We start from the raw sequence: 20,010 nt of genomic DNA on the forward strand, positions 1-20,010 counted from the left end.
CAAGCGCACTCTGCGCCTCGCGCATCGAAACGTACGCGAGGCACGGGGACGCTACGCATCCACAGTCGGCGAACTGCCTTTCCGATCAGCTGGCACCGCAGATTCCAACGACACGTCGTGTTCCGGCGGCTGCGTCTTTCGCCACTGCGCCGGCGTCACGCCCATGTGGCTCTTGAAGGCGCGCTGAAAGGCAGCCTCCGATTGATACCCGACCATCTCTGCCACGGCGCCCGTCGAAAGCGATGATCCCTTCAACTCGTTCGCCGCAAGTGTCATCCTGATATCGGTGAGCAGATCGCTGGCCGATCGCCCGAGCTTGTCCTGGAACTGCCGCGCCAGCGTCGCGCGCGACATGTTGCAAAGCCGTGCGAGCTCCGGCAGCGACCACGCATGCGCGGGCTCCTTGAACATGGCGGCCACGGCCGGTGCGAGCCTGGGATCGCCGACCAGGGCGAGAAGTCCCCGTGACGTTGCATCGGTCTCGCTGGCAAGCCGCAGCACAAGCGCGAACATTGCCGTGGACAGCGCATTCAGCATGGCGTGGCCGCCCAGATGATCGTCGGCCGTTTCGCTGCGCATCAGCGACACGAGCCCGGCGAGCTGCGCAGCCGTTCCCTTTCCCGCACGCGTGCCGGCGTGCACGACAAGGCGCGGCGGAAGATAACCGCGCAACAGACGGTCGTGTGGCGGTGCAATCGCGAAGTGCCCGCACAACAGGTCAAGCCGTTCGTCCGATCCGAGGTTTTCGCTGATCGTGAAATTCTCCGCCGCCCGGTTGCGCGCCGGCAGCGGTGTCGCCCCGCTGCCATCGTGCATCACGTGTCGCGGGTTGCCGGGAAGCAGGAGGATGTCGCCGGCCTTCAGCAGCAACGGCCGTCCGCCCGCGGCGTCGTCCAGGATCGCCGAGCCGGCAAGCACCGCATGATAGGGGATCTCGCTGGTTACACCCGGGCCCTGCTCGATACGCCAGGGCACGCTGTAGCTGCAGCGCAGGTCGAGCCGCCCGCGCACCGGCATCATCTCGAACAGCCGGCTCAGCCAATCCATAGCCATTCCCCCCGAAGCAGTTCATGAGACGATGGAGCATATAAACGAGCAATATGAACATTCAATGTCTCAAATCTCGATCCTATTGTCACTCCGCAATCGTTCACCACCCCAAACAAGGAGTGCCACCATGTCTCGTCTCTCAACCCCCAATCTCGAAACCGATACCGGCCCGTCCGGCCAGATCTACGCCCAGATCAAGAAGGCGATCGGCGCCGTCCCGAACACCTACGCGGCGATTGCCGCCCACGGTCCGGCCGCGCTCAAATCGATCCTCGCGGCCGATGCCGTCCTGACTGGCGGCAGCCTGCCCCGGCGCGACCTGGAGATCGTCAAGCTCGTGATCAGCGCTGCCAGCGGCTGCGATTATTGTGTCGCCGCGCACTCGCATCTCGCCAGGCTCGCCGGCGTGAATGCCGATGTGCTCAAGCAGATCCGCGACGGCGCGCCGACCGGTGACACCAAGCGCGATGCACTCGTGCATTTCGTGCGCAAGCTCGCGCAGTCGAGCGGCACCGTCAGCGATCAGGATTTCGCCGCGATCAAGTCCGCCGGCTACAGCGACGGGCAGCTGGTCGAGATCAGCCTGGCGTTTGCGACCACGGTCTTCACCAACGTCTTCAACCGCATCAACGACACCGACATCGACTTCCCGGCAGTCGCGTGAAGCGACCGGGCGATGTCATGCGAAAAGGATCACGACCATGACCACGCTTGCCAACACCACACAAAATCCGCTTGTCCGCGCGCTTCATAGGTCCGGCCTGCTCGCGGAAGATCTCGACTATCACGTCGTCCGGGCCGCGATGGTGATCATGTTCCTGTTCTTCGGTTACCAGAAGTGGTTTCCGTACGAGTTCGAACGGCTGGTCCCGTTCATCAGCAACGGGCCGCTGATCTGGTGGCTGTATCCAGCGTTCGGCCACGCCGGCGCCAGCTACTTCCTTGGCGCCTCTGAGTGGACGTTCGGTTCGCTGCTGCTCGCGGGCTTCTGGGACAAGCGGCTCGGCGTGCTCGGCGCCCTCGGCTCGACCGGAACCTTCATCGCGACGGTCACCATCATTCCGTTCATGCCTGATGGCTGGGACGTTGCCGCCGGTGGCTTCCCCGCGATGACCGGCAACGTGCCGTTCCTGGTGAAGGACGTCGTTCTGCTCGCCGTCTCGTTCTACCTGCTGCGACAGGACGTGGTTCGTCTGATCAGGCAATAGCTGATCGCGATTGATCGCCGGTGGGCCTTGGGCGTGCCGGCGATCGCGCGTGGTATTGAGCAGACGCAGCATTTCTCTCGAACACAACGACATGGCAGTCACTATTGCTGCACGGTCCAGCGCCCCATGCTCTTTAAGAGCCGAGCCATAACCCATTGCCGAACTTGCATAACGCGTTGAAAATCGGCTCCGCGCGATCGGCTGCGCTGTCGCCCGCTCGACGACGCACCGCCGCTTCCATGCACGAATGATCCGGTAGCTCTCCGGCCATGAACATAGTTCCGCCGCGCGGTCTGGGCTAAAAGGAGCGCCGGTGTTGTTCTGGGGTGAGTTGATGAAGAAGGACGACGTCACATGCCCGCGTTGCGGGGCTGGATTCCGACGCCTTGAGCTGGCATCCAGGTCAGCAGGAAGCGAGGGCGAGTATCGCTGCCCGGTTTGCGAGACGACCCTCGAGCAGTTCGATGGCGACAAGCTTGTCGCTTACCGCCTGACCATCCAGCCCTCGATTCGCGGGTTGAAGACCTAGCGGCCCCGCTGGATGGAATGCCGCCGGAGCAAAATCTGGATCACGATCTCCGCTTCAGGACATAGCTGTCCATGATCCAGCCGTGCCGCTCACGTGCCTCTCGTCGCGCGGCGACGATGCGAGGGCCCACCTCTGCCAGTTCCCCCGCCATGATGATCTGATCGGGCATGCCGAGATAGGCGCCCCACCAGATTTGCAGCCCCGCAGGATCCAGCGTCTGGAAAGCGGCGCCGCCGTCGAGCATCACGACCACGGTGTCGACGCCGGGCGGCCAGCCGCCATCGCGCAGCCGCCGGCCGGTCGTCACAAGAAACGGCTCGCCGATCTCATTGAGCGGCAGCGCATGCGCCGCGCACAGCGCCTGGATCGACGTGATGCCGGGGATCACCTCGATCGATGGCAACGGATCGAGCCGTCGCGCAATCCGCAGGCTCGAATCGTAGAGCGAGGGATCGCCCCAGATCAGCAGGGCGACGCGTCCCTCCCCGCCGAGATGGCGCGCGATTTCCTTCGACCACGTCGCGGCGATCGCATCGTGCCAATCGTCCACGCCCTTGCGATAGTCCTCCTCACCGGCGTCACGCACCGGCAGGTCGAACTCGGCAATGCGTGTGCGGTCGTTGCTCAACGCTTCCGCGCAGATAGTGCGACGCAACTCGGCGAGATCCGACTTCGCCGTCCCCTTGCGCGGGATCAGGATCAGGTCGGCGGCATTGATCGCGGCGGTCGCAGCGAAAGTGAGCTGCCGGGGATCACCACAACCGATGCCGATCAGAGACAGCGTCAACATAGCCGCGTCACCCTCGTTCCGGCGCCAGCGCACCGAACAGGATAACGGCAGCCGCCGTGGCCGCGCCAGCCTGCGTGAGCTGTTCGGCCAGCGCTGCGATCGTGGTGCGAAGCAGCCGCTCGTCGGCGTGGCCGAGCGATTCCGCCAGCAGTGCGGGAGTGTCGGGCGCGAGGCCGTGCGCGATCAGCCTTGCGGCCAATGCCGGGAAGGTCCGCCGCCCCATATAGACGACGGTGGTCGCTTCCGGATCGGCCAGCGCCGCCCAGTTCAGGTCCGCAGGCAATTCGCCCGTCACATCGGCGCCGGTGACGAACTGGACCCGGCGCGAGGTCAACCGGCGCGTCAGCGGAATGCCGGCCTGCGCGGCGGCAACCGACGCCGAGGTCACGCCGGGAATGATCTCGTAGCCGATGCCGGCCACGCGCAGCGCTTCGATCTCCTCCTCGAGCCGTCCAAAAATACCGGCGTCGCCGGATTTCAGCCGCACGACCCGCACGCCGGCGGTGGCATAATCGACCAGCAGCCGGCTGACATGGTGCTGCTTCGCCGACAGGCGGCCGGCGCGCTTGCCGACCGCGACGAGATTGGCGCCGGAGCGCGCGAGATCGAGGATCGCGCCCGAAGCAAGATCGTCATAGAGCACCACATCGGCCTCGCGCAGCCGCGCCGCTCCCTTCATGGTCAGGAGTTCGGGATCGCCGGGACCGGCCGAGATGAAGGAAACGAATCCGCTCACCGGTCCTCCGCAATCAGATGGAAGAATGTACCCGTCGCACAGCCGCGCCGCGATCCGGTCTCCGCAACGATCGTACCAGTCGCATCACGCACCACCGCGAGCGGCGTGTCGGGCTGCGCGATGATCGTCGAATAATGAAACTCGTGGCCGCGCAGGCGTGCGCCTGGGCCATGGCCGGGCATCGGTGCGGCGAGCTCGGCGAGCCGGTAGCCCAGATGCATGCGGCGCTTGGCATAGCTCGTCTCAAGGCCGAGCAGGCCCGCCATCTCGTGGCGCACGCCGTCGGCGTCGGTCAATGCGGCGCCCAGCACCATGTAGCCCCCGCATTCGCCATGCACCGGCCGCGTCTCGGCGAAGGCGCGGAGCCGCCCGAGAAATTGCCTGTTGGCCGCAAGCCGGCCGGCATGCAGTTCGGGATAGCCGCCGGGCAGCCAGCACACATCGGCGTCCGCGTCGGGGCCTTCGTCCGCAAGCGGCGAGAACGTTACGATCTCAGCGCCGGCCGCTCGCCAGGCTTCCAGCATGTGCGGATAGACGAACGAGAATGCGGTATCGCGCGCCAGCGCAATGCGCTGGCCGGGCGGCGTGATGTCCAGGCTGGGCACGGCGGATTGCGGCGACCAGACCTCGGCCGATTTCAGCACGGCGTCGAGATCGACATGCTCGGCGACGAAGCGTGCGGCTTCGTCGATCAGACCGTCGATTTGAGCCTGCTCTTCGGCCTGTACCAGGCCGAGGTGACGCTTCGGCAAGGCGATCTCGGCGTGGCGCGGCAGCGATCCCAATACCGGAATGCCCGCGCCCGCCATGGCGTTGCGCACCAGCGCTTCATGCCGCGCGCTCGCGACGCGATTGAGGACGACGCCCGCAAGCCGAACGCCGGCGCGAAAATCACGCAATCCCGCCGCGACCGCCGCCGCGGTCTGCGCCTGACCGGAGGGATCGATCACCAGCAACACCGGCCACTCCATCATCTCGGCGATGTCGGCGGTGGCGCCGGTCCCCGAGACGCCCCGCGCGGCGACGCCGTCGAACAGTCCCATCGAGCCTTCCGCCAGCACGAGATCGGCATCCGCGCCGCGGCCTGCCAAATGCGCGATCGCTTCGCGCGCCATCGCCCAGCTATCGATGTTGACCGACGGGTGTCCCGTGGCGACCGCGTGAAAGGCGGGATCGATGTAATCAGGCCCGCTCTTGAGGCATTGTACCTTGAGACCACGATTGCGATAGGCGCGCGCCAACGCCAGGGTCAGCGTCGTCTTGCCGACACCGGATGCCGGCGCAGAGATGACGAGCGCCGCGGTCATTGCGATGATTCCGGCGACGATTCCGGAAAACGCGGCGCCGCCCCGACCGGACGGTAGCGACGGTCATAGTCAGCTGCATAGAGACGGCTCTCGGCGAATTCGTCCGCGCCGAGCGTCTTGCCGACCAGAATGAGCGCAGTGCGTTCGAGCTCGGGGCCGACGGCGGTATCGAGCGTCGCGAGCGTGCCGCGCACGATGCGCTGGTCCGGCCAGCTCGCGCGCCAGACGATCGCAACCGGGCAATCCGCGCCGTAGTGCGGCGTGAGCTCGGCCATGACCTTGTCGAGCAGATGGATCGAAAGATGGATCGCCAGCACCGCGCCGGTCGCGGCAAAGGCTGCGAGCGTCTCGCCATCCGGCATCGCGCTCGCTCGGCCCGGCGTGCGCGTCAGCACCACCGATTGCGCAAGGCCCGGCAGCGTCAGCTCGGCCTCCAGCGCCGCCGCAGCCGCCGAGAAGGCTGGCACCCCGGGCGTGACCGAATACGGAATCTGCAACGCGCGCAGCCGGCGCAGCTGCTCGCCCATCGCCGACCAGACCGAGAGATCGCCCGAATGCAGCCGCGCAACGTCCTTGCCCTCCGCATCCGCGGCAGCGATCTCGGCAATGATTTGGTCGAGCGACAGCGACGCGGTGTTGACGATGCGCGCATCCGGCGGACAATGCGCCAGAACATCCGGTGGCACCAGCGATCCGGCATAGAGACAAACCGGGCACGAGGCGATGAGATCGCGCCCGCGCAGGGTCAGCAAATCGGCAGCGCCAGGCCCTGCGCCGATGAAATGCACCGTCATTCGCCGTCTCCTTCCGCGATCGCCGCGATGGCCATCCGATCCCGTGACGCGGCCCTGACCGAGATCAGGCGCGCACCGCGCCCTGCTGCAGCGATCGCCGCAGCCTCGGCGACCGAGCCCGTTCCGAACCTCGCTTTGATAAGCTCAGATTGCGTTGCAGTCTTTATTTCAGCCAGGACCCCGGCGGGAATACTCCGGACCGGCAGCCCCAATTCCCGCGCCAAGTCCCTCAATGCCGCCGCATCGGCCTTGTCACTCACCGTTGCAATTGCCGCAAGGCCTTTGGGCCCGCCGGCCGCGTCGAGGGCGCCGCGCAAGGACGCGACACTGGCATTGCGCCTGAATCCGAGACCAGCGACCTTCATCGGAGCGCGCTCCATTGCACGATCGGCCGCGCGGCCTTCCAGCCGCGATAGCGGCCCAATGGCTCGGCCTGCGCGATCTCGAGGCGCATCAACTCGCCGCCATGACGCCGGTGCAGATCGCAGAGCAGCGCCTCTGTCTCCAGGGTCACCGCATGCGCGACCAGCCGCGTGCACGGCGCGATCTGCGACCAGATCGCATCGAACATATCAGCGTCGAGGCCGCCGCCGATGAACACCGCATCGGGCGCCGCGAGGTCCGATAAAGCGCCGGGCGCCTCGCCCTCGATGACGGTGATCCGATGCGTCAAGCCGAAGCTCGCCGCATTGCTGCGGATGTTGGCGGCGCGTTCGGTGCGGGCTTCGACGGCGATCGCCGTCCCTCCACACAGCGCCCATTCGATCGAGATCGAGCCCGAGCCCGCGCCGACATCCCACAGCCGCTCAACGGGCCGCGGCGCAAGCGCCGACAGCGCAAGCGCGCGGACCGGCCGCTTTGTCAGTTGCCCGTCATGCACAAAGAGCGCATCGGCAAGACCTGAGCTGCGTGCGATTCCCTGCGCTCCCCGCGCCTCCAGCGCGATCGCGACCAGGCTCTCGCCTGAATCACCCGCATACGAGTCGGCGCGATGCTGCGTGATGCATTCACGCGGTCCGCCAAGCGCCGCAAGCGTCCATATTGCCGACGCCCCCCAACCACGCTCCGTCAGCCAGCGCGCAAGGTCGGAAGCTGCCTTGCCGTCACGCAGCAGGCAGATGATCCGCGCATCGCGCACGAGATGCGGCAACAGCCGCTCGAACGGCGCGGCATGAAGACCGAGACAGACAGCATTCTCGATACGCCAGCCCAAACGAGCCGCCGCCAGTGAGAACGTCGACGGCGCGGAGTGCGCGACCCACTCACCGGCCTGCAGCTTCTCGACAAGGCTTCCGCCGACGCCATGCCAGAACGGATCGCCCGACGCGAGCACCGCCGTCGGACGGCCGCGACAGCTCAGCACGATGTTCGCATCGAACGGCACCGGCCAGGCACGGCCGCGGTCGGTGATGCCGACGAGCGCGAGGTGCCGTTGGGCGCCGAAAACTGTTTCGGCTTCACGGAGCGCCTTTCGACTTGCATCGGAGAGGCCGGCAAGGCCATCTTCGCCGATGCCGATGATGGTCAACCAGGGATTATCCATGATGCGCGCCCTGATCCTGGGCGGAACGGCCGATGCCAATCTGCTCGCCGCTGCGATCGCACGCGCGGGGATCGATGCGGTCTATTCCTATGGCGGCCGCACCCGCACGCCAGCCGACCAGCCGCTGCCGACCAGGATCGGCGGCTTCGGCGGCGTCGACGGTCTTGCCGACTATCTCCACCGCGAAGCCATCACGCATGTGGTCGATGCGACGCATCCCTTCGCCGCCGAGATGAGCCGCAACGCCATCGCGGCCTGCGCGCAAACCGCAACGCCCCTGCTCGCGCTTGAGCGCGCGCCTTGGGACAAAGCCGCGGGCGATCGCTGGATCGAAGTCGCGGACGTCGTCTCCGCGGCCGCGGCCTTGCCGGACAGCCGCGCCAGCGTGTTCCTCGCGATCGGCCGCCAGCACGTCGCGCCGTTCGGCGCCCGGCCGCAGCATGCCTATACGTTGCGGTTCGTCGACCCGCCCGAGCAAGCGCTTCCATTGCCCGATGCCGACGTCATTATGTCGCGCGGCCCCTTCACGCTCGAGGGTGAGCTCGCGATGATGCGCACGCGTCGCATCGAGTGGATCGTCGCCCGCAACTCCGGCGGAACCGGCGCGCGCGCCAAGATCGACGCCGCCCGCGTGCTCGGCCTTCCCGTCATCATGATCACGCGGCCACTGCTGCCCGAGAGGCCGCGGGTGGAAAGCGTGAGCGAGGCGATGCAATGGCTCGGTCATCGGACCTGCCTCGGCGCATAGACCCAGCGGCCGACCCGCCGTGTCGCCGAATTGCCGACGATCACGAGCGTCCGCATGTCGGCCATGTCTGGCCTTGCGTCGCGCAGTTCGACCGTCTCGATCCGCTGCTCGGGCGTGCTGACGGAGCGCGCGAACACCACGATCCGCTCGTCACAGCCGGCCTCGCGCAAGATCTCGAGCGCGCGCCCAAAACCTTCCGGCCGGCTGGCCGAGCGCGGATTGTACATCGCGATCGCGAAATCCGCTTCGGCCGCAAGCCGCAGGCGTTTCTCGATCAGCGGCCAGGGCTTGAGATTGTCGGAGAGATTGATCGCGCAGAAATCATGACCGAGCGGCGCGCCGGCGCTTGCCGCCGCCGCCAGCATCGCCGTCACGCCGGGCAGAACGCGAATCGGCAGGTCGTGCCATTGCGGCGCGTCCTCCAGCGCTTCGAACACGGCCGATGCCATCGCAAACACGCCGGGATCGCCTGAGGAAACCACGACGACGTGGCCTCCTTCCGACGCGAGCCGCAGCGCGTCAGCGGCGCGCTGCGACTCCACGCGATTGTCCGAGGGATGCAGCGTGAGCCCGGCGCGCGGCGGCACGCGCGTCACATAGGGCGCATAGCCGACGATGTCGGTCGCGGCCGCGAGCGCAGCAGCGACCTCCGGCGTGATCAGCGCCTCGGCGCCCGGTCCGAGCCCCGCGATGGTCAGCGTGCCGGTCATTGCGCGACCTCCCTGCGCCGCCCCTGCCCGTGCACCAGCACGATCGCAAAATACGGACAATCGGCCTCGCCGACATCTGCAAGCCGTGCGACGCGCTGATCCGGCATGGTGCCGCGTTCGACCAGCCACGCATCATCGAGGCGCCCCGCGGACGCCAGCGCGCGGCGAATCTTCGGAAGATTGCGACCGGTCTTCATGACGACCAGCGCGTCGGAGCTGCGCATCCGCTCGGCGAGCTCCGCCTCCGGCAGCGTCCCCATCAGAACGGTCGTCACATCGTCGGCCAGCGCAATCGGCTGACCCACCGAATTCCAGCAGCCGACCATGCCGGGAATGCCGGCGATCACCTCGATCTCGACACGCCCCTGCAGCCGTGCATGCAGATGCATAAATGAACCATAGAAATAGGGATCGCCCTCGCAGAGCACGACGATGTCGACCGCGCGCGCAAATCGCGCCAGGCGCTCGGCCCATTCGTCATAGAAGTCGGCAAGCAGCCGCGCATAGTCCGGACTGTCGAACGCGATCTCCGTGGTGACCGGATATTCCATCGGATATTCGCTGACGTCTGCGGCGAGCAAGCCTTCGACAATGCGGCGCGCCTGCCCCGGCTGGCCCTTTTTGCGAAAATAGGCGACGTGCTTCGCGGCACGCACAACGCGGTCGGCGCGCACGCTCATCAGGTCCGGATCGCCTGGGCCGAGGCCGCAGCAGATGATGCGTCCCATCGCTATTCGCTCCGGCTCGCCAGCGCATTGACGGCGGCAACCGTGATCGCCGAACCACCGAACCGTCCCTCGACCGTCAGCGCCGGCACGGGCGGCTCAGCCATCAATGCCGCCTTGGATTCCGCCGCGCCGACAAAGCCGACCGGACAGCCGATGATCGCCGCCGGCCGTGGGCAATCCGGATCCTCCAGCATGTTGAGCAGATGAAACAGCGCCGTTGGCGCGTTGCCGATCGCGACGATGGCGCCGGCCAGATGCGGCCGCCACAGCTCGAGCGCCGCCGCGGAGCGCGTGTTGCGCATCGATTGCGCGAGCGCAGGTACCTTGACATCACCGAGCGTGCAGATCACGGCATTGCCGGCCGGCAGCCGCGCGCGCGTGATTCCCTCCGACACCATGCGCGCGTCGCAGAGGATTGGCGCGCCCTCCTGCAAGGCGGCTCGCGCGCGCGCAGCCATGCCTGATGTGAAGCGCACATGCGCTTCCAAGCCCACCATACCGGCGGCATGGATCATGCGCACGACCACCGGCTCTTCGTCTGGCGTGAAGCGGGCAAGATCGGCCTCGGAGCGGATGGTGGCAAAGGACTGGCGATAGATCGCCGCGCCATCGGTCTCGTAGACGTGCGGCATCAATGGCCTCCCGTCAGCACGGTAGGATTTGCAACGAGGTACGTACTGCTCAATCCTCGGAGGACCGGCGCATCCCGCGTCGTGCCGCGGCGGATCAGATCAAAGCCCTCGTCTGTCGCAACGAGGGTAACATCCGCAGAACCGGAATGGGCGCAGCCCTTGGCGCAGCCGGAGACGTGAAGCCGCGCATCGGATGGAATATGCCGCGCGAGCGCCGATGCCAGCATACGCGTGTCCGCATGCGCATCGCCGCAGCGCGGTGCGCCGCTGCAGGCGACCACACGAAGCCTCGGATCGCCGGCATCAGTCACGAGGTCCGCCCCACCGGGCATCTCGCGCATCCCCTCCACCAGCATCATCCGCCACGGCGTCATGCGGAGAGCCCGCGCGCAGCCGGCGAGATCGTTGAGCGTCTGGTGCGGCATTTGCCCGAAGGCGACGCCAACCATCGCGCCCATTGGATAGATGCCCGGCACGGGACTCGACGATTGGCCGACTGGTTCGGCATCACCGCGAAGCGACTGCGGCAGGCTCGCGCCGCCGGCGAGATGAGCCGCCATCCGTCGCCGCTCACCCCTGGTTCCGCCGGAGGTGACAAACCATTCGGCCAGCGCCAACGCGACCTGAACGGCCTCGCTCCGCATGACCGAAAGCCCGCGCTGCGCGCCATCGGCCCGCACCAGCAGTCCCCGGCCGCGATCGCGCTCGATCCTGATATCGGCGGACGCATCCGCCAGCATCCGCGCATTGCCATCATCGATTGCGAAGCCGAACTTGGTTGGAAGATCAAACGAGGCACCGGCAAGCCCCTGCTCAAGCTCGGTCGCAAGCGAGCGCGTCTCGTCGGCGACAGTCCAGAACGGCGTCACCAGAATGTTTCGCTGCGCCTCGGTATTCGAGTCCGTGTCCAGCAACCCGAGTTCAGCGAGCCCATCGACCAGGGGCGGATAACCTTCATCGCTGACGCCGCGAATCTGGAGATTGGCGCGGCTGGTCAGGTCGATCAGGCCGTTGCCGTATCGCGCCGCCAGCCTGGCGATTCCCGCTGCCTGCGCCGCGTCCAGCCGTCCGCCGCGCGGGCGAATGCGCACCACGAGGCCATCGCCTGACTGCATCGGCCGCAGCGCGCCTGGACACCAGCCCTTGACCGCAACCGCGCTCATGAGGCCTCCTGCAGCGCAGCCGCGATCGAATTGCGCCGCGTCTGCCAGAGCGAGGCTTCATGCAATCTCGCGAAGCAGGTTTCGATCGCAGCCAGCGCCGCCGGGTTCTCGCGCGCCATGAAGCCGCGAACCTCGTCATTGCCGAGCGTCGCATCGTAGTAGAGATCGAACAGATGCGGCGGCACCGCGCCGGCAAGATGGGCGAACGCCGCCATGTGCTCCAACGTCGCTGTGATTTCGGCGGCACCACGGAAGCCATGGCGCATCATGCCCGCGATCCAGGCAGGGTTGGCCGCGCGCACTCGCACCACCCGTGAGATTTCCTCGGTCAACGCCCGGGCATGCGGCTGATCCGGCCGCGTCGCATCGAGGTGATAGAGCGATGGGGCTTTCGTGCCAAGGCGCCTCGCCGCCGCCGCGATGCCCGCCTCGTGCGCGGCGTAGTCGGCCGCCAGCAGCAGATCGGTCTCCGGCAGATCCTGGGTGTGAACAAAACTGTCCGCAGCCGCGAGCCGCGCCTCGATGCCGGCGCGATCGGGCCGCATCTCGCCGTCGGATGCGAGAGCCCACGACGATGCCGACAACCAGGCTTCGCCGGCCGCCTCGCGCGCCTCCGGTGTGAAGACGTCGGGGACCGACGAAATGCCAACGCCATAATGTCCGGGGCGAGGACCGAACACGCGCGCGATGCGCTGCCAGTAAGGATTCTCGTCCGCCTCGTCGCTGCGTTCGGACAACGCCTCCGCCGCGGCTTCGAATAACTGGGCCAGCCCTGAGAAGACGTCGCGGAACAGCCCCGACACGCGCAGCGTGACGTCGATGCGCGGCCGGCCGAGCTCTGCCGGCGCGATGATGTCGTAGCCCGACACCCGCCCCGAGCCGTGATCCCAGCGCGGCGCGATGCCCGCGAGATGCAGGGCCATCGCAAAGTCCTCGCCGGCGGTGCGCATCGTCGAGGAGCCCCAGAGGTCGACCACGAGTCCCTTCGGCCAGTCGCCGTGATCCTGCAAATGACGGCGCAGCAGCTCTTCAGCAAGCTTCACGCCTTGCGCATGCGCCGACGGCGTCGGCACCGCGCGCGGATCGACCGCAAACAGATTGCGCCCGGTCGGGAGCACGTCGCTGCGCCCGCGATAGGGCGAGCCCGACGGCCCCGGCGCAACACGCCGGCCGGCGAGCGCACCAAGCAACGCCTCCTTCTCCGCCTCACCGCAAGCGCCCTGCCCGAACACATGCAGGCCGTCGCCGAACTGGCTTTCCTTGAGGTCGCAGACGAAACGATCGATCTGCGGAATGGCCTCGGCCGCGGAGACCGACGCGGCGAGACCGAGATCGTCCTCCAGCCCGGCGATGCGCGCTTCGTCGCGGATCGCGGCGATCAGGCGCTGCCGCCGCGCCGGATCGAGACCATCGGCGGTCGAATACTCATCGAGCAAGCGCTCAAGATTGCGCAAGCCTTTGGGGACCGCGGCCTGTGCCAGTGGCGGCGGCGGATGACCGATCGTCACGGCACCGATCCGGCGCTTGGCCTGCGCCGCCTCGCCGGGATCGTTGACGATGAAGGGATAGACAACAGGCAGATCGCCGATCAGCGCCTCCGGCCAGCATGCGGGCGACAGCGCAACCGACTTGCCGGGCAGCCATTCCAGCGTTCCGTGCGCGCCGATGTGGACGACGGCATCGATGGCCTGCCGCCTGAGCCACAGATAGAACGCGACATAGGCATGGCGCGGCGTGCGCGCCAGATCGTGATAGTCGGCGTCGCGCTGTCCCACCTCACCGCGCTCCGGCTGAACGGCGATGACCGATTTGCCGCAGCAGATCGCCGCGAAATGAAATGCGCCGTCACGGCAATCGGGATCATCTTCCGGCGCGCCCCATGCGCGGCTGAGATCGCCCTGCAGCAGCTCGGGAAGGCCGGAAAGCGCCGCACGATAGTCGGCGATGTTCCACGTCAAATTCCTGCGCAAAAGAATGTCGCCCAGTGACTCCACCGGCTCAAGGTCAAATCCCGCGCCCGCGAGATCAGCCAGCATCGCCCCGACCGAGGCAAGCGCATCGAGGCCGACGGCATGCGCGATCTGATGCGGGCGGCCGGGATAGTTCGAGAGCACCAGCGCGAGCCGCTTCTCCTGTGCCGGCTTGCTGGCAAGCCGATGCCAGGCGGCCACGCGTGCGGCAACTGCAGCGACGCGCTCGGCATCCGGTCGATGCGCAAGATGCGCGAATTGCAGCTCAAGATCGCGCTCACCAGGCGATTTGAAGCTCACGACCCCTGTGAACAGGCGGCCGTCGACCTCCGGCAGCACCACATGCATCGCGAGATCGCCGGGCGAGAGCCCGCGGAGCGACAAGGCCCAATCCTCGCGCCGCGCGGTCGACAGCGCGACCTGGAACACCGGGCATGATGCAGCGTCGAACGGCGTCGTGCCGTCGTCACCGGCCGCGGAAAACGCGGTCGCATTGACGATCGCCGCTGGAGCGCATTGCGCAAACTGAGCGCGCAGCCAATCCGCCACGCCCGCCGCCTTCAGCGAGGTGACGAACACACCGTGGGCATCAAAGCCCCTCTCACGCAATGCATCGATCAATGCATCGACCGGCGCCGTATCGCCTGCCGCGAGGTAGGAACGATAGAACGTCACCAGCACGCGCGGCCGGCCGTCCGGTGCCGGCAACGCCGCGATGGCACCGCGCTGGGAATCGTAGACGCCGATCTCGGGAAGATCGATCTCGCCGACCACGGGTCCGGCATAAAGTCCGGACGCCAGCGCCAGTTGCGCGATCACGGCCTGCGCCGCAACGGGGCCGCCCTTGTCGCACAGCACCTTCAGACGGCGCAGCGTCGAGACCGGCAAGGTCGAGAACTCATCCAGCCGCAGATCGTCGCGGCCATCGGCCGGCAGCACGACCAGGGCGATGCCGCGCTCCTTCGCCAGCCGATGCACCGCGGCCAGCCCGTATGACCAATAGGGCTCGCCGCCGATCAGCCGCACCAGAATGCCGCGGGCGTGCGAGAGCGTCCGCTCGATATAGGTATCGACCGACAGCGGATGGCGCAGCTCCGCGAGATTGGCGAGCCGCAGCGACGGCAGCGCAGCACGGCCCCGCCGCCAGCCGGCCGCGAAGGCAGCAAGATCGCTGTCGGAAAACGACAACACCACGAGATCGGCCGGATCCTGGCCGAGGTCCCTTGGCGTCGCGGTCTCCTCAAGGCCGCGGCTCTCGCGGAAGACGACGTGCATCAGACACCAAGCCGTGCCCTGATCGCGGCTTCATCGATGTCGGCATGTTCGCCGATCACGACGAGCTTCGACCGCCGCGCCCGGGCACCCCAGGGCATGTCGAACTGATGCCGCACCCGCTCGCCGACCGATTGCACCAACAGCCGCATCGGCTTGCCTTCGACCGCGATGTAGCCCTTGGCGCGCAGCACGTTCTGCTCGCGCGCCAGCCCCTTGATCGAGGCGACCAGCGCGTCGACATCCGAAACTTCCGGAAGATCGATCACGACGGAATTGAAATCGTCGTGCTCGTGTTCCTCCTCGCCATCGTGATGCGACGGCCGCGCCGCGAGATCGCTTTCCGCCGCCGCCCCGAGCCCGAGGATCACGCGCGCGTCGATCGTGCCGTCGACGACGGGCAACATCGGCACCTCGCGCGGCATCTCGGCCGCGATCACCTCTTTCGCTGCCTTGATCCCCTCCGCCCCCGCGAGGTCCGCCTTGGTCAGCAGCACGATATCGGCACATGCGATCTGGTCCTCGAACACTTCCGACAGCGGCGTCTCGTGGTCGAGATTGTCGTCCGCCGCACGCTGCGCATCCACCGCGGCCGGATCAGGCGCAAAACGGCCGGCGGCGACGGCCTCGGCGTCGGCGAGCGCGATCACGCCGTCGACCGTGATCCGCGAACGGATCTCCGGCCAGTCGAACGCTTTCAGCAGCGGCTTCGGCAGCGCGAGCCCGGAAGTTTCGATCACGATGTGATCGGGCTTCACGTTCCGCGCCAGCAACTGCTCCATCGCCGGGATGAAATCATCGGCGACGGTGCAGCAGATACAGCCATTGGCGAGTTCGACGATGTTCTCGGCCGGACAATTGGCGTCGGCGCACGACTTCAGGATGTCGCCGTCGACGCCTTCGCTGCCGAATTCGTTGACCAGCACCGCGAGCTTCTTGCCGTTGGCATTGCGGATCAGATGCTGGATCAGCGTCGTCTTGCCGGAGCCGAGAAAGCCGGTCACGACGGTGACCGGAATTTTGGCGAGCGTGGTCATTCTGCGGCCTCCGGCACGACGGGAAGAGGTGGAATGCGGGCGAGCGATTGCTTGCGGAAGATTTCCGGACGGCTGCGCCACGGCACGATGCCGTCGGGCGCCGCCGCATAGGCGGAGGCACCGGCGATCACATCCGCGGCATTATCAGCGGACAGTCGGCCGTAGACATAGGACCACCGCCCCGGCGCGCTGAGCGCGACCGAGCAACCCTGGCTGCAGGCCGACAGGCATGCGACGGGAACCAGATTGACGTCATCAGGCACGCCGGCCTCGACAAGCGCGGCATGCAGGCGTGCACCGGGCGCGAGCTCACCTTCCGCCGGCGTCTGGCCGGCGCGGCAGGTGATGCAGACATGAAGTGTAACGCTCATCGCCCTTCCTGGATTGACAGCGGGAAGCGATGAGGCACACGAACCGATTTTGGACAGGTTCGTTCCCCGTCGCGGAACACCCCGTCCGCCGGTTTCACAACATGCTGCGTTGGCAGGTCTCCCGGCTTGCGGAGCAGGTTTTACCCTTCGATGCCCACCTTCCCGACTCCGTATGGAATCAGTGGCTTGGGCATCTCTCCGGTCACGGTCGCGGGGGCGGCTGCGCTTCGGGCCCGATTTAGCGGAGCCCTATCGCATTCCCTCTTCGCCTGTCGTAGGACAGGAACCGACGCGGGACCACCATTCGTCCAAGCCTCGCACTTGTCAAGCCGAAGGAATGTGATGACTTCTGATGGAAAGGGCGCTGAAGACGGCGCCGTCGGCACCGATCTTTCGCCGGATGCGCGCCACGCGGACAAGATGGCGAAAAAGAAGGCCGCCCGCGACCGCATCATGGCGACCAAGAGCGGTGAAAAGGGCCTGATCATCGTCCATACCGGCGCCGGCAAAGGAAAATCGTCCTCCGCGTTCGGCATGATTGTGCGCTGTGTGGCGCACGGCTTTCCCTGCGCCGTGGTGCAGTTCATCAAGGGCGCCTGGGATACCGGCGAGCGCCGCCTGCTCACCGGGCATTTCGGCGATCTCTGTCAATTCCACGCAATGGGCGAAGGCTTTACCTGGGAGACGCAGGATCGCGCCCGCGACATCGCGGCAGCGCAAGCCGGCTGGGAAAAGGCCAAGCAGCTGATCGCAGACCCGAGCCTGCGCATGGTCGTGCTCGACGAGATCAACATCGCGCTACGCTACGATTACCTTGCGATCGCCGATGTCGTCGACTTCCTGACCACGTCGAAGCCGCCGATGACCCATGTCGTGCTCACCGGGCGCAACGCCAAGGAGGAGCTAATCGAGATTGCCGATCTCGTCACCGAGATGACGCTGGTAAAGCATCCGTTCCGCTCCGGCATCAAGGCCCAGCCGGGCGTCGAGTTCTGACGGGCATCACGATGGCGCGCGCATTGATGATCCAGGGAGCCGGCTCGGACGTGGGCAAATCGCTCATCGTCGCCGGCCTCGCCCGCGCCGCGAGACGGCGCGGCCTGCGCGTGCTGCCGTTCAAGCCGCAGAACATGTCGAACAACGCCGCCGTGACCGTCGATGGCGGCGAGATCGGCCGCGCACAGGCGTTGCAGGCGCTCGCCGCCGGCGTCGAGCCGCACACCGACATGAACCCGGTGCTGCTGAAGCCCGAGACCGATGTCGGCGCCCAGGTCATCGTGCACGGCAAACGGATCGCCACCGCACGCGCGCGCGAATATGCCGGCATGAAACCATCGCTGACGGGCGCGGTGCTGGAGAGTTTTGCGCGCCTGAAGCAGCGCGCCGATCTGGTGCTGGTCGAGGGCGCCGGCAGTCCCGCCGAGGTCAACTTACGCAAAGCCGATATCGCCAATATGGGATTTGCGCGCAAAGCAGACGTGCCCGTGGTGCTGGTCGGCGACATCGACCGCGGCGGCGTGATCGCGCAGCTCGTCGGCATCAAGATGGTGATCGACCCTGATGATGCCGCGATGATCCAAGGCTTTGTCATCAACAAATTCCGCGGCGATCCGACATTGTTCGACGACGGCTATCGCCTGATCGAAGAACGCACGGCGTGGCGCGGCTTTGGCGTGCTGCCCTGGTTCGTCCGCGCCGGCGAACTTCCGGCCGAAGATGCGCTCGGGCTCGGCGAGGCGCGCAAGCCCGGCCAGTGCAAGATCGCGTTCCTTGCGCTGTCGCGGATTGCCAATTTCGACGACCTCGATCCGCTGAAGCTCGAGCCCGGCGTCGATCTCGTGATGGTACGTCCGGGCGAAGCCATCCCGGGTGATGCGAAGCTCGTCATCCTGCCCGGCTCGAAATCGACCCGCGGCGATCTCGCCTTCCTGCGCGCGCAGGGCTGGGACATCGACCTCCTCGCGCATCATCGCCGCGGCGGCCATGTCCTCGGCCTGTGCGGCGGATACCAGATGCTTGGACACAGCGTCGCCGACCCCGATGGGATCGAAGGTCCTGCCGGCGAAACGCGCGGGCTCGGGCTGCTCGATGTCGCAACCACCATGACCGAACAGAAGACGCTGACGCGCTCCAGCGCGGTGCATGCCGCGACCAGCCAGCCGATCAGCGCCTATGAAATCCATATCGGGCGCACCGACGGGCCGGATCGCGCGCGGCCCTTTGCATCACTCGACGGTACGGCTGAGGGCGCGGTCTCCGCAGACGGGCGCGTTCACGGCAGCTATCTGCACGGCCTGTTCGCCTCGGACGAATTTCGCAAGGCGTTCCTTGCACAGCTCGACATCCCCGCGGCGGATCAGACTTACGGCGCCAGGGTCGAGAGCGCGCTCGACGCGCTCGCCGGGCACATCGAGACCCATCTCGATGTCGAAGGCTTGCTCGCGCTGGCGCGCTAAACGGGCAGCACGGCGGAAAGGCGCGACCACTCGGGCTCACTGCCCGGCAAGCCGAGGCGCAGCCATCCCGGTTTCTGCTGGAAGACCCGCGACCAGATCTGCGCACGGGCAAGTTTCTCCTGCGCAGCCAATGCATCGCCCGTCTGGTAGAGCCGGAACAGCAACGTGCCACCGAGCAGCGTCCAACCCTGCGATCGCGCTATTGCATCGAGCCTGACGCAGTCGTCCGCGAGCCGCGCGGCCGTGGCCTTGGCCCAGTCGTGATCGAGCAACGCGCGCCGCCCGATCGCGATTGCTGCTCCCGAAACCGGCCATGGGCCCGCCCTCGCCGCAAGCGCGGCGACGTCCGCCTCGCTGCCGATCGCGAAGCCGAGCCGCAAGCCGGCAAGTCCGTAGAACTTGCCGAAGGAGCGCAGGATCAGGAGCCCCGCGCGTCCTGCTTCCGGTGCAAGGGACAGGTCAGGAACGGCGTCCGCAAAACTCTCGTCGATGACGAGCCGGCCAACGCGCGGCAGCAGTGCCAGCAACTCGCGCCGATCATGGCGTCGTCCGTCGGGATTGTTCGGATTGACGACGACGGCGATGTCCGCTCCCGCCAGCGCGGCGAGATCGGACACCTCGGCGACGTCCCAGCCGGCGGCCGACAACACCGCGGCATATTCATTGTAGGTCGGCGCCAGAATCCGCGCCCGCCCCTTGAGCGCCAGATGCGGCAGCAACTGAATCGCGGCCTGCGCACCACCCATCGCCACGATCGGCGCCTTGGTGACATAGGCCTGCCGCGCAGCGTCGTGCAGCGATTCAAGATCGGATCGCGACGGCAACGCGCTCCATTGCCTCGGCTCGACATCGACCAAGGGATACGGCACCCGATTGATCCCGGTCGACAGGTCGATCCAGTCGTCCGCGGCGCCGCCGAAGCGCTGCCGGGCGACATCAAGGTTCCCGCCGTGCTCACGCATGCGC

General features: G+C 66.9%; 20 protein-coding genes and 1 riboswitch. Of the genes, 5 read left to right on the forward strand and 15 right to left on the reverse strand.

The features are described 5' to 3' along the window. Positions 1-51 precede the first annotated feature (51 nt). The gene (locus Q2M23_RS16770) at positions 52-1,047 is read right to left on the reverse strand and encodes an AraC family transcriptional regulator (protein ID WP_076833512.1); all 996 of its coding nucleotides are present in this window, start codon (positions 1,045-1,047) and stop codon (positions 52-54) included. 130 nt (positions 1,048-1,177) lie between these two features. Here Q2M23_RS16770 and Q2M23_RS16775 point away from each other — a divergent pair, with 130 nt between their 5' ends. Together Q2M23_RS16775 and Q2M23_RS16780 are read left to right on the forward strand one after the other, a co-directional pair. Then, the gene (locus Q2M23_RS16775; protein ID WP_141339901.1) at positions 1,178-1,714 is read left to right on the forward strand and encodes a carboxymuconolactone decarboxylase family protein; all 537 of its coding nucleotides are present in this window, start codon (positions 1,178-1,180) and stop codon (positions 1,712-1,714) included. A gap of 37 nt (positions 1,715-1,751) precedes the next feature. Next, positions 1,752-2,258 (forward strand): YkgB family protein, encoded by a 507-nt coding sequence (locus Q2M23_RS16780; RefSeq protein WP_076833509.1) that lies wholly within the window; start codon positions 1,752-1,754, stop codon positions 2,256-2,258. A gap of 569 nt (positions 2,259-2,827) precedes the next feature. Here Q2M23_RS16780 and cobF read toward each other — a convergent pair. Genes cobF through cbiE form a run of 6 tightly spaced genes read right to left on the reverse strand, consistent with a single transcriptional unit; the run spans position 2,828 to position 7,957 of the window. After that, entirely contained in the window at positions 2,828-3,577 is a 750-nt protein-coding gene (gene cobF, locus Q2M23_RS16785) for a precorrin-6A synthase (deacetylating) (protein WP_076833507.1), read from the reverse strand. Positions 3,578-3,584: 7 nt separating this feature from the next. Continuing rightward, a complete protein-coding gene (gene cobA / locus Q2M23_RS16790) occupies positions 3,585-4,313 on the reverse strand; it encodes a uroporphyrinogen-III C-methyltransferase (RefSeq protein ID WP_076833505.1) in 729 nt (242 codons plus the stop codon). Then, positions 4,310-5,620: a cobyrinate a,c-diamide synthase gene (locus tag Q2M23_RS16795; protein ID WP_076833503.1), complete on the reverse strand. Its 1,311-nt coding sequence runs from the start codon at positions 5,618-5,620 to the stop codon at positions 4,310-4,312. The genes cobA and Q2M23_RS16795 overlap by 4 nt, the downstream gene beginning before the upstream one ends. Then, entirely contained in the window at positions 5,617-6,414 is a 798-nt protein-coding gene (gene cobM, locus Q2M23_RS16800; protein ID WP_076833501.1) for a precorrin-4 C(11)-methyltransferase, read from the reverse strand. Before cobM ends, Q2M23_RS16795 begins: the two co-directional genes overlap by 4 nt. Beyond that, positions 6,411-6,779, reverse strand: coding sequence for a cobalamin biosynthesis protein (locus Q2M23_RS16805; protein WP_253624102.1), 369 nt, complete (start codon positions 6,777-6,779; stop codon positions 6,411-6,413). The genes cobM and Q2M23_RS16805 overlap by 4 nt, the downstream gene beginning before the upstream one ends. Next, a complete protein-coding gene (gene cbiE / locus Q2M23_RS16810; RefSeq protein WP_076833500.1) occupies positions 6,776-7,957 on the reverse strand; it encodes a precorrin-6y C5,15-methyltransferase (decarboxylating) subunit CbiE in 1,182 nt (393 codons plus the stop codon). Before cbiE ends, Q2M23_RS16805 begins: the two co-directional genes overlap by 4 nt. On the opposite strand from cbiE, the gene Q2M23_RS16815 reads away from it, so the two are divergent. Next, on the forward strand, positions 7,956-8,705 hold the full coding sequence (locus tag Q2M23_RS16815; protein WP_076833498.1) for a cobalt-precorrin-6A reductase: 750 nt from the start codon (positions 7,956-7,958) through the stop codon (positions 8,703-8,705). The genes cbiE and Q2M23_RS16815 overlap by 2 nt on opposite strands. Here the strand turns inward: Q2M23_RS16815 and cobJ are convergent. Genes cobJ through Q2M23_RS16850 form a run of 7 tightly spaced genes read right to left on the reverse strand, consistent with a single transcriptional unit; the run spans position 8,681 to position 16,588 of the window. After that, positions 8,681-9,415, reverse strand: coding sequence for a precorrin-3B C(17)-methyltransferase (cobJ, locus tag Q2M23_RS16820; RefSeq protein WP_076833496.1), 735 nt, complete (start codon positions 9,413-9,415; stop codon positions 8,681-8,683). The two genes, Q2M23_RS16815 and cobJ, sit on opposite strands and share 25 nt — an antisense overlap. Further along, entirely contained in the window at positions 9,412-10,143 is a 732-nt protein-coding gene (locus Q2M23_RS16825) for a precorrin-2 C(20)-methyltransferase (RefSeq protein ID WP_076833495.1), read from the reverse strand. Before Q2M23_RS16825 ends, cobJ begins: the two co-directional genes overlap by 4 nt. Positions 10,144-10,145: 2 nt before the next feature. Beyond that, a complete protein-coding gene (locus Q2M23_RS16830) occupies positions 10,146-10,775 on the reverse strand; it encodes a precorrin-8X methylmutase (protein WP_316396170.1) in 630 nt (209 codons plus the stop codon). Then, positions 10,775-11,938 carry a precorrin-3B synthase gene (cobG, locus tag Q2M23_RS16835; RefSeq protein ID WP_316396171.1) on the reverse strand — a complete coding sequence of 388 codons (1,164 nt, stop codon included), beginning with the start codon at positions 11,936-11,938 and terminating at the stop codon, positions 10,775-10,777. The genes Q2M23_RS16830 and cobG overlap by 1 nt, the downstream gene beginning before the upstream one ends. Then, the gene (gene cobN / locus Q2M23_RS16840) at positions 11,935-15,183 is read right to left on the reverse strand and encodes a cobaltochelatase subunit CobN (RefSeq protein WP_316396172.1); all 3,249 of its coding nucleotides are present in this window, start codon (positions 15,181-15,183) and stop codon (positions 11,935-11,937) included. Before cobN ends, cobG begins: the two co-directional genes overlap by 4 nt. Then, positions 15,183-16,217: a cobalamin biosynthesis protein CobW gene (gene cobW, locus Q2M23_RS16845; RefSeq protein WP_076833488.1), complete on the reverse strand. Its 1,035-nt coding sequence runs from the start codon at positions 16,215-16,217 to the stop codon at positions 15,183-15,185. The genes cobN and cobW overlap by 1 nt, the downstream gene beginning before the upstream one ends. Continuing rightward, on the reverse strand, positions 16,214-16,588 hold the full coding sequence (locus tag Q2M23_RS16850; RefSeq protein ID WP_028331460.1) for a DUF1636 family protein: 375 nt from the start codon (positions 16,586-16,588) through the stop codon (positions 16,214-16,216). Before Q2M23_RS16850 ends, cobW begins: the two co-directional genes overlap by 4 nt. A gap of 93 nt (positions 16,589-16,681) precedes the next feature. After that, positions 16,682-16,894, reverse strand: a riboswitch (cobalamin riboswitch). Between the two features lie 36 nt (positions 16,895-16,930). Here Q2M23_RS16850 and cobO point away from each other — a divergent pair. Continuing rightward, complete coding sequence (gene cobO, locus Q2M23_RS16855) at positions 16,931-17,584, forward strand: cob(I)yrinic acid a,c-diamide adenosyltransferase (RefSeq protein ID WP_076833485.1); 654 nt, start codon at positions 16,931-16,933, stop codon at positions 17,582-17,584. An 11-nt stretch (positions 17,585-17,595) separates the two neighbouring features. Continuing rightward, entirely contained in the window at positions 17,596-19,044 is a 1,449-nt protein-coding gene (locus Q2M23_RS16860; protein WP_076833483.1) for a cobyric acid synthase, read from the forward strand. On the opposite strand, the gene cobD is transcribed toward Q2M23_RS16860, so the two are convergent. Beyond that, a complete protein-coding gene (gene cobD / locus Q2M23_RS16865; protein WP_076833481.1) occupies positions 19,041-20,006 on the reverse strand; it encodes a threonine-phosphate decarboxylase CobD in 966 nt (321 codons plus the stop codon). The genes Q2M23_RS16860 and cobD overlap by 4 nt on opposite strands. Positions 20,007-20,010 lie beyond the last annotated feature (4 nt).

The organism is Bradyrhizobium sp. 33ap4 (assembly GCF_032654765.1).
GTDB classification, from domain to species: domain Bacteria; phylum Pseudomonadota; class Alphaproteobacteria; order Rhizobiales; family Xanthobacteraceae; genus Bradyrhizobium; species Bradyrhizobium australafricanum.